Genomic DNA, 9,533 nt, shown 5'->3' on the forward strand with positions numbered 1-9,533 from the left:
AACTTGTTCAAACAGGTCCAAGTGATTGGTGGGATGATGTCCAAGCTGGCTACAATTATTTAAAAGAGAAAGGCCATGATGAAATAGCAGTATGTGGACTCTCTCTAGGTGGGGTATTCTCTTTGAAAATCGGGTACACTTTACCTGTAAAGGGAATTGTGCCAATGTGTGCTCCAGTTCGCCCTAAAACAGAAGACGCGATGTATAAAGGTGTGCTCGCTTATGCGCGTGAATATAAAAAGCGGGAACAAAAGACCTCGGATGAGATTAATCAAGAGATGGAACATTTTCAACCGATGGACACACTTAGTGCTTTACGTGAGCTCATTACAGAAGTCCATCATCACCTTGATCATGTTTACTCACCTACCTTTGTTGTTCAAGCAAGGAAAGATCATATGATTGATATTGAAAGTGCTAACATTATTCACGATCAGGTTGAATCAGATGAAAAATCATTAAAATGGTATGAGGAATCAGGCCATGTTATTACATTAGACAAAGAGAAAGWACAGCTTCATGCAGATATTCTTCAATTTTTAGAAGGATTAGACTGGACTGTATAGAACAGAACAGGCGAGGCTGTTTGAAACGAAAGGAGATTTTACTATGAATGAAGAACAAATCCAGCAACTACTTACCTACTTTCGCAACGAAGCCGAAAAGCCCGTTTCTGTAGCTGAACTTGAAGAGGTTTTACAAGTTCAAGGTAGTGAAAATTTTAAAGAACTGGTGAAGTCATTAAATGAAATGGAAACTCGAGGACTTGTCGTACGTACGAGAAGTGATCGTTATGGTGTTCCGGAGAAAATGAATCTCGTTAGAGGCCGTGTGCAAGGTCATGCGAAAGGATTTGCATTTATTATTCCTGAAGTTGAAGGGGAGAAAGATGTCTACGTTTCTCATGCGGACCTTGAAAGTGCGATGAATGGAGATACCGTTTTAGTGCGCTTGCATCAACACTCTAAAGGGGCTAGACCTGAAGGAAAAGTCGTTCGAATTCTTGAGCGTGGTGTAAAAGATGTCGTCGGCACGTATCTAGACCATGAATCGTATGGAATGGTTGTAGCGGACGATAAGCGTATTCCAAATGATATTTTAATTCCAAGTACAGCAAAAAAAGGGGCTGTAGATGGACATAAAGTAGTCGTCTCGATTACAAAGTACCCTGAGGGCAGAATGAGTGCAGAAGGAGAAGTAACGAAAATTCTCGGTCATAAAAATGACCCGGGTATGGATATTCTCTCGATTATTTACAAGCATGGTATTCCGCTTGAATTTACAGATGAAGTACTTCAACATGCTAATTCAATTAGTGATGAAATTGATCCGAATGATATCGAAGGCCGTCGTGATTTACGAGATGAAGTGATTGTTACCATTGACGGTGCCGATGCGAAGGACCTTGATGATGCTGTTCATGTGAAGAAACTAAACAACGGAAACTACCTTCTAGGTGTCCATATTGCAGATGTCAGTCATTATGTGACAGAAGGCTCTCCGATTGATAAAGAAGCGGCAGATCGTGCGACAAGTGTCTATTTAGTCGACCGAGTCATTCCGATGATTCCGCACCGCCTTTCAAACGGGATCTGTAGTTTGAATCCACAAGTGGACCGTTTAACATTATCTTGTGAAATGGAAATTACACCGGATGGTCAAGTTGTTAAGCATGATATTTTCCAAAGTGTGATTAAAACGACTGAGCGCATGACTTATACAGATGTGAATAAGATTTTAGTCGATGAGGACGAAGAAGTAAAAGCTCGTTATGAATCACTCGTGCCTCATTTTCAAGATATGGAGAAACTTGCGTCGATTTTACGGAATAAGCGTTTCGAACGTGGTGCAATTGACTTTGATTTTAAAGAAGCAAAAGTTCTGGTTGATGATGAAGGTAAAGCGAATGATATTGTGCTTCGTACACGATCAGTAGCTGAGCGCTTAATTGAGGAGTTTATGTTAGCGGCCAATGAAACGATTGCGGAGCACTTCCACTGGTTGAAGCTACCGTTTGTGTATCGTATTCATGAGGATCCGGATGCTGATAAGCTGACAAAATTCTTAGAGTTTATAACGAACTTTGGTTATGTTGTGCGCGGAAATGCCAATACTGTGCATCCTCGTGCTCTGCAAAAGTTGCTTGAAGAAGTACGTGGAGAGCCTGAAGAAACCGTTATTAGTACGGTTATGCTACGCTCGATGCAGCAGGCAAAGTATGATCCGAATAGTTTAGGACACTTTGGGTTATCAACAGAGTTTTACACACATTTCACATCACCAATCCGTCGTTATCCGGATTTACTTGTTCACAGGTTAATTCGCACCTACTTAATCAAAGGAAATGTAGATTCACAAACACAAGATCATTGGCGTGAAAAGTTACCAGATTTAACTCGTCATTCGTCTGAAATGGAGCGTCGTGCGGTTGAAGCTGAGCGTGATACGGATAGCGTGAAGAAAGCTCAGTACATGGAAGATAAGATTGGTGAAACCTTCCAAGGGATGATTAGTGGTGTAACCAACTTCGGATTGTTTGTCGAGCTAGAAAATACGATCGAAGGACTTGTGCATGTAAGCTACTTAACGGATGATTACTATCATTATGATGAGAAGCAATATGCGATGATCGGTGAACGTACCGCTCAAGTATTCCGTATTGGCGATGAAATCGAAGTCCGCGTTGTCAACGTTAATGTAGATGAAGCTTCGATTGACTTTGAGGTCGTTGGTATGAAGCCGCGACAGCCTCGTGAACACAGAAGTCGTCCGAAAGTAATCGAAGGCGGCAAGCGTAAGAAGCGTGCTGGTCAAGGCGGAGGAGAATTTGACCGCAGACGTGGTGGAAGTAGTAAAAAAGGCAACAGTCAAGGTCAAGGCATAAATTTAAGTGAGGGTGGAAGTGGCGAAGGCTCTCGTAAAAAGAAAAAGAAGAAAGCTTTTTATGAAAATGCACCAAGCGTGAAACGTAATAAAGGTCGTAAGAAGAAGCGGTAATACGATTATAGGCTGTCTGCTTAGGTGGACAGCTTTCTTGTTGAATAGGGTACACTCTTCTAATTGACGCATTCCTCTCCTTTTTGCTAAGATGGAAGAACGAAGGAAAGCACGAGGTGTCKGACAATGGCTGGAACACAAGGAAAAGTAATTGCCCAAAACAAAAAAGCAAGACATGATTATTTTATTGAAGAAACGTATGAAGCAGGCATGGTTTTACAAGGTACAGAAATAAAGTCGATGCGTGCAGGCAGAATGAACTTAAAAGATTCATTTGCTCGCATTAAAAATGGAGAGATGTATCTTCATAATGCGCACATTAGTGAGTACGAACAAGGGAATCGTTATAACCATGAACCAGAACGTGCACGTAAGCTATTGCTTCATAAAAAGCAAATCAATCAACTTATTGGTTTAACGAAGCAGCAAGGTTATTCGCTTGTTCCGCTTAAAGTGTATATTAAAAATGGCTATGCGAAGATCTTAATTGGACTTGCTAAAGGTAAGAAGAATTTTGATAAGCGTGAAACATTGAGACGTAAAGATGCAAAACGTGAAGTGGAACGTGCCTTAAAGGATCGGATGAGAGGGTAACACTTCCAGTTGCAAGAAAAAGTAAGAACTGCTATAATAAGAAGTCCAGAGCACAAATGTTCTGGGCTTATGATTCACAAAGGATGCCTTCGGTAATACGAGGTACTTCCACATAGTTTTATAACATGGGGACGTTTAGGATTCGACAGGGATAGGTCGTGCTTATGTTGCGAGTCGAGGGGGTCGGCCTCGTTAAAACGCCAAAGCCTATAACTGGCAAAGAAAACAACAACTTCGCAGTAGCTGCCTAATAGCACTCTGCGGTTCCACCCTCCATCGCCCATGTGGTAGGTACTGGAACTCACTCTAAGTGGGCTACGCCGGTTGCTCTCCGTCTGTGAGCGAAGGAAGAGATTGATCAGACTAGCCGTTCGGACGCCTGTTACTGGGCAGAAGAATTGGCGAAATGCTAATTCAGTAACTACACTCGTAGAAGCATAAGTGTCGTTGTTTCTGGACGTGGGTTCGATTCCCACCGTCTCCACCATACTTATATCGTCAACCCGATCACTGCACCAGGTGATCGGGTTGTTTTGTTACAAAGAGAAAAATGCTTTCTCGAAATTTTGTTTTAAAAGTAATTTTTCATATAATTATTTCCGTGGTCTTTTTCAATCTTTAAGACTCTATACATAATCAATAGCCAGTTCGTGAAAACTACTATATAGTAAAAAATCCACAATTTATCCACAGTGTTGAAGAAGGAGGGAATGATGGTGCTAAAGTTATTTATTGTTTGCTGTTTATTGCTTTCTTTTATTGCTACTTCTTTTAGTCACTTACACTTAAACAGTCAAAATGATCATTTCCCATCCTATATCACCGCTGAGTTAGACGGCTTAGAGAATGTAGGCGGTTTAACTTATTCTCCAGCTGTCGAATTTATCGAATTTGGCTCAATATCATCCCTTTTTCCTAACCTGAATCGGTATTCGTCTAATGAAAGAAGCTTTCTAACTTCTTATATTCCTTTACTTAAAGTTAAAACGTTTCTTATGACCATTAAATTYCAAAGTACATTATTCTCTCTTTGAGTTATTCACATAGTTACTAACAAAAAGGAGWTGAAAACGGTGAATAATGAATTAAAGGAACCAATGACGGGGTTAGTTGTGGGTATCGTTTTAATGATTGTCGTTTTCCTTATAGTACATTTTGTATTTGGCTTAGAAGCCTTTTCATAATAATGAAAGAGGCTGGGACAAAAGTATTTTAACTTAAGGAAAATCGAACATTACTGATGCGGTCTATTTATACCGCTCCTGAAATATACTTCGCTTTCTGCGGGAAGCTGRTGAGCCTTCTCGTGCTACTGTGTGGTCTCACCCCTGCTTTTCATTCCGCGGAGGTCTACGTATATTTCATCCGCTCATTTAGCGCTTCGTTCGTATCCTGAGTTAAATCCCTTAGATATGTCCCAGTCTCGTTTTACTAAGAGCTTAATCTATCCATGCAGCATAATCTATGTTAAGATAAAAATAAGTTAATAGACGGTAGGAGACACGGAGAACCAATTTGCGTAATAATGAACCTGTTATTATGCTTGTTGTCGTTTCTTCGTGTCTTTTTTGTATATAAAAATAATGGAGGTTTTATGATGAATACTCATTTTTCAGCGAGTTCAAGAGAAGAGCAGTTAAGCAAGATGATGAACGAAAAGTATGATGTCTTAGTCATTGGTGGCGGAATTACAGGGGCCGGAATTGCCCTTGATGCGACGCTTCGTGGAATGAAAGTGGCGCTTGTGGATATGCAAGACTTTGCAGCAGGTACATCGAGTCGTTCAACAAAGCTTGTTCACGGTGGATTACGTTATTTAAAGCAATTTCAAGTTGGTATGGTGGCAGAAGTAGGGAAAGAGCGAGCAATTGTTTATGAGAACGGGCCACATGTAACCACACCAGAGTGGATGATGTTACCGATGCATAAGGGCGGAACATTCGGTAAAAGAAGTGCAWCTCTTGGGCTGTTTGTGTATGACATGCTAGCAGGTGTCAAAAAATCTGAGCGTCGTAAAATGTTATCGGCTAATGAAACGTCTGAGAGAGAACCACTTGTTAAAAAAGATGGTTTAACAGGCGGTGGGTACTATGTTGAGTATCGTACAGATGATGCTAGGTTAACAATTGAAGTGATCAAAGCAGCATCAGAGCATGGTGCTGATATTATCAATTACACGAAAGCAGAAGAATTTTTATATGATGAAAATAAAAAGGTTTCTGGCATTGTTGCAGGTGATTGCCTGACAAAAAAAACGTATCATCTTCACGCTCGTAAAGTGATTAATGCTGTTGGGCCTTGGGTCGATCAACTGATTGAAAAAGATTACTCGAAAACAAATAAACAATTACGTTTAACAAAAGGGGTTCACCTGGTCATCGATCAATCCGTCTTCCCACTACGTCAGGCCATTTATTTTGATACACCAGATAAACGTATGGTGTTTGCTATTCCACGCGATGGGAAGACATATGTTGGAACAACTGATACCTTCTTTGATCAAGACCTTGCTCATCCGAAAATGACTTCAGAGGATCGTGAATACATTCTAAATGCCATTCACTATATGTTCCCTGACGTATCAGTAACTGAAGATGATGTTGAGTCAAGCTGGGCCGGTGTCCGTCCGCTTATTTATGAAAAAGGAAAAGATCCTTCTGAAATCTCAAGAAAAGATGAGATTTGGGAAGGAGAAAGTGGCCTTTTAACAATGGCTGGTGGTAAGTTAACAGGGTACCGTAAAATGGCGGAATCGGTGGTTAATTTAATCGCAAAACGTTTTAAAGAAGACCAATATAAAGTGTTCAATGATTGTCAAACCAAGAATTTTCCGATCTCAGGTGGCGATGTTGGTGGATCGAAGGGACTAGAGACATTCATCGAAACAAAAGCAGAAGAAGCGCCCCAACACGGTCTAACGAAAGAAGAAGGGCGAAAGTTAGCAGCGATGTATGGATCAAATGTTGATAAACTGTTCCATTATGCGAAAGCGTTCGATATGGAAAAAAGTACGAACCTTAGTCGTTATGTCTATGCAAAAATCAATTATGCTATCCATGAAGAGATGACGGTAAAGCCTAGTGATTTCTTCATCCGTAGGACAGGAGCGCTATTCTTTGATATTGAATGGGTACGTACGTGGAAGGAACAGATCTTTTCATATATGAAAAATGAACTTGCTTGGACGGAAAAAGAATTTTCATACTACCGTGCAGAGTTAGAAAAAGAAATCTGTGATGCGGTGATCCCTGTTGATCTTCAAACAAATAAGACAACAGCAAAACGCTCTTCCTAATCGGAGAGCGTTTTTTGCTTGTATTTACGGTTTTAACACGACTTTTATGCAATCATCTTCATGATTATTAAACAACTCATACCCTTTATTTGCATCTTGAAGGGGGAGGGAATGCGTAATAATTTCTTTTGGATCAAACTCGTTATTGTWAATTTTGTCTAGCAATATAGGCATAAAAGGGATAACAGGTGCCTGCCCCATTTTAAGTGTAATGTTCCGAGCGAAAAAGGCGCCAAGAGGAAAAGAGTTATAGAGGTTTCCATACACTCCAGTGATTTGAACCGTTCCCGCTTTTCGAACTGCTTTTGTTGCTATTTGAATAGGGCCGAGGGTGCCCCCTTGTAGTTTTAATTTCTGTTCAAGAAATTCTAAGGGTGATTTCTTCCCATCCATTCCAACGCAATCGATGACTACATCAGCTCCACCATGAGTAATTTCTTTTAAATATTCACCCATGTCTTCAAAAGCTGCGAAATCAAAGACTTCGACTTGGTTCATTGCTTTAGCTCGTCGTAATCGGTAATCTAGGTAATCAACTGCAATTACTCTCTTTGCTCCATGCATCCAAGCAAACTTTTGAGTCATTAGCCCAACTGGACCACAGCCTAAGACGATAACAGTATCTCCTTTTTTAACGCCTGCGTGGACAACGCTCCAATAGGCAGTGGGGAGAACATCACTTAAAAATAGTAATGATTCATCCTCTAGTTCGCATGATTCAGGAATAACAAAGGGGGTGTAATTACCAAAAGGCACCTTTAAGTATTCAGCTTGTCCTCCTGGATGGTTCCCAAATTTTTCAGTGTAACCAAAATAGCCACCAGAATCATAATGAGGGTTAGAATTATCACATTGACTCGTTAAATCGTGTTGACAGTAAGTACATTCCCCGCATGATACATTAAACGGTATCACTACACGATCTCCTTTTTTAACCCTTTCTACCTCAGGCCCAACTTCTTCTACGATTCCCATCGGTTCATGACCAATTATATAACCTTTGGGAAGAGGCATGTTTCCTTGATACAAATGAAGGTCAGACCCGCAAATGGCCGTAGAGGTTATCCTAACTATCACATCATCTTTCTTTTCAAGCTTAGCGTCTGGAACTTCTTTTACTTCAACATGGTGGTTTCCTTGATAGGTTACAGCTTTCATGTTCTGACTCACTCCTAACGATTATGGTCTTCATTAGTATTTGGTAAGGAGGTAGTCTTATTCATGAGGCCGAATGGTCGCTAATCAAAAAAAGTAGGAGCCAGGCATAGTTGCTTATGGCTCCTTTTTCACTCTTAAAAGTCTAATACTATAATTTTATAAGGGGTTGTTTGAGCTGGGATGCTTTTTGTGGTCGAGGTGTAGAATACGACTAGCTCACGACCTGAAAGAGTTGAAGCATCTAGTAGCTCTCCTTCTTGATTAACGATCAATGTTTCATGGTCAATCGTTAACGCTAGCTCGTTATCAAGACTAATAAGCTGTTCATCAAATGTTGAAACCTTTATCTCTCCCATATCATTGAGGCCATTTATAACCAAAATATCAGGTGGAATAGTGGGAGGATAGATCATCGTAACCGGTTTCTCTTTGTGGTAATACGCAGCAAGTTGTTGTCCCACATGTAGGTCCTCGTACTTGATATCAACTGTATCTGTGTTTAGTAAAATGAGGTCTTCCTCCGTTAAAGGGAGGATCATCTCTGAGTCTTCCTCTTTATTTTTTAYGATCAGTCGTGTGACTCCATCAACCTCTTCAATTGAATCAATTTCTCCTTCGTATTTCATGTACTGAGAGGTACCTTCATCTTCTGTATGACCTATTGAATTTGATTCTTCCATGGCATCGTCCTCACTTGCTAGCACCAATATTCCACTAAAGATAAGAGCACTAACAAGAGCCGCTAGAGCAGCTAGCTTTATAATCTTCACGTCACATCACTCCTATTCTCTACTAATGAAACGTCTCTTAAAGGAAAATGGTAACAAAATAAGGATATTTTTTTCAAGTGACGACTTATGTATCTATTCATTTGGAAAGAAATGACTTAGGATATATGAGGAAAGGAGCTGTTGACACTGAAAGCGTATCGGTTCCATTATTTTTAATTGCAGCCATTATAATAGGTAGTATTTTAGGTATTGTACTAGGTGAACAAGCAGAAGTATTAAAACCATTGGGGGATATCTTCTTAAATCTAATGTTCACCATTGTGGTCCCGCTTGTCTTTTTCTCGATTAGTGCCGTTATTGCGAACATGTCTAATTTAAAGCGTCTAGGGACGATCATGACATGGATGATGGTCGTTTTTATTGTGACGGGCATCATTGCTTCTATTGTGATGATTGCGGCCGTTACCATTACTYCACCAGCACAAGGGGTACAAATCCAGCTTGAAACACTAGAAAATATTGATGAATCGATCAGTCTTGGTGAACAGATCGTAAAAGCAATCACCGTGCCTGATTTTGTAGAGATTTTCTCTAGGACAAGCATGCTTGCTCTTATTATTATGAGTGTACTCGTAGGATTTGCAACGAATCTTGCTGGTCAGGAAGGGCGGATCTTTGCTCAGTTTCTAAAGAGCGGGGCTGCAGTCATGCGGAGGTTAGTTGGGATCATTATGTATTACGCCCCTATTGGTCTTGGC

7 protein-coding genes and 1 other RNA gene are annotated in these 9,533 nt (G+C 40.4%); 6 read left to right on the forward strand and 2 right to left on the reverse strand.

All coding sequences use genetic code 11. The features are described from left to right. From AB685_RS23360 to AB685_RS23380, 5 genes are all read left to right on the forward strand, one after another. Window positions 1-566, forward strand: a 566-nt coding sequence (locus tag AB685_RS23360; protein ID WP_047972979.1) for an alpha/beta hydrolase, incomplete at its 5' end; no start/stop codon positions are given. Window positions 567-609: 43 nt separating this feature from the next. Further along, the gene (gene rnr / locus AB685_RS23365; RefSeq protein ID WP_047972980.1) at window positions 610-2,997 is read left to right on the forward strand and encodes a ribonuclease R; all 2,388 of its coding nucleotides are present in this window, start codon (window positions 610-612) and stop codon (window positions 2,995-2,997) included. 126 nt (window positions 2,998-3,123) lie between these two features. Next, the gene (gene smpB, locus AB685_RS23370) at window positions 3,124-3,591 is read left to right on the forward strand and encodes an SsrA-binding protein SmpB (RefSeq protein WP_047972981.1); all 468 of its coding nucleotides are present in this window, start codon (window positions 3,124-3,126) and stop codon (window positions 3,589-3,591) included. 127 nt (window positions 3,592-3,718) lie between these two features. Further along, window positions 3,719-4,078, forward strand: a transfer-messenger RNA (tmRNA) gene (ssrA, locus tag AB685_RS30570). A 1,110-nt stretch (window positions 4,079-5,188) separates the two neighbouring features. Beyond that, window positions 5,189-6,886, forward strand: coding sequence for a glycerol-3-phosphate dehydrogenase/oxidase (locus AB685_RS23380; protein ID WP_277814307.1), 1,698 nt, complete (start codon window positions 5,189-5,191; stop codon window positions 6,884-6,886). Between the two features lie 24 nt (window positions 6,887-6,910). Here AB685_RS23380 and AB685_RS23385 read toward each other — a convergent pair whose 3' ends face one another. Continuing rightward, the gene (locus AB685_RS23385) at window positions 6,911-8,044 is read right to left on the reverse strand and encodes a zinc-dependent alcohol dehydrogenase (RefSeq protein WP_047972984.1); all 1,134 of its coding nucleotides are present in this window, start codon (window positions 8,042-8,044) and stop codon (window positions 6,911-6,913) included. A gap of 134 nt (window positions 8,045-8,178) precedes the next feature. Next, window positions 8,179-8,814, reverse strand: a complete 636-nt coding sequence (locus AB685_RS23390) for a hypothetical protein (RefSeq protein ID WP_047972985.1) — start codon at window positions 8,812-8,814, stop codon at window positions 8,179-8,181. A 101-nt stretch (window positions 8,815-8,915) separates the two neighbouring features. Here AB685_RS23390 and AB685_RS23395 point away from each other — a divergent pair. Then, window positions 8,916-9,533: cation:dicarboxylase symporter family transporter (locus AB685_RS23395; protein ID WP_241773372.1), on the forward strand; the 618-nt coding region annotated here is incomplete at its 3' end.

This window comes from Bacillus sp. LL01, assembly GCF_001037965.1.